The organism is Intrasporangium chromatireducens Q5-1 (assembly GCF_000576575.1).
GTDB classification, from domain to species: domain Bacteria; phylum Actinomycetota; class Actinomycetes; order Actinomycetales; family Dermatophilaceae; genus Intrasporangium_A; species Intrasporangium_A chromatireducens.
In genome coordinates, this window is record NZ_AWQS01000660.1 from 1 (window position 1) to 203 (window position 203).

The 203-nt window shown below is 61.6% G+C and carries 1 protein-coding gene; it reads left to right on the plus strand.

Annotated elements, in window-relative coordinates:
* Positions 1–203: cbb3-type cytochrome c oxidase subunit I (locus tag N864_RS23300; RefSeq protein ID WP_034723494.1), on the plus strand; the 203-nt coding region annotated here is incomplete at both ends.

The following is a 203-nucleotide window of genomic DNA, read 5'->3' on the forward strand; positions in this document are numbered from 1 at the left end:
ATGCCGGTCTTCAGCCGCAAGCCGATCTTCGGCTACAAGACGCTCGTCTTCGCGACGATCGCGATCGCCGCGCTGTCGACCGCCGTCTGGGCGCACCACATGTACGTCACCGGCCAGGTGCTGCTGCCGTTCTTCTCCATCATGACGATGCTCATCGCAGTGCCGACCGGAGTGAAGTTCTTCAACTGGATCGGCACCATGTG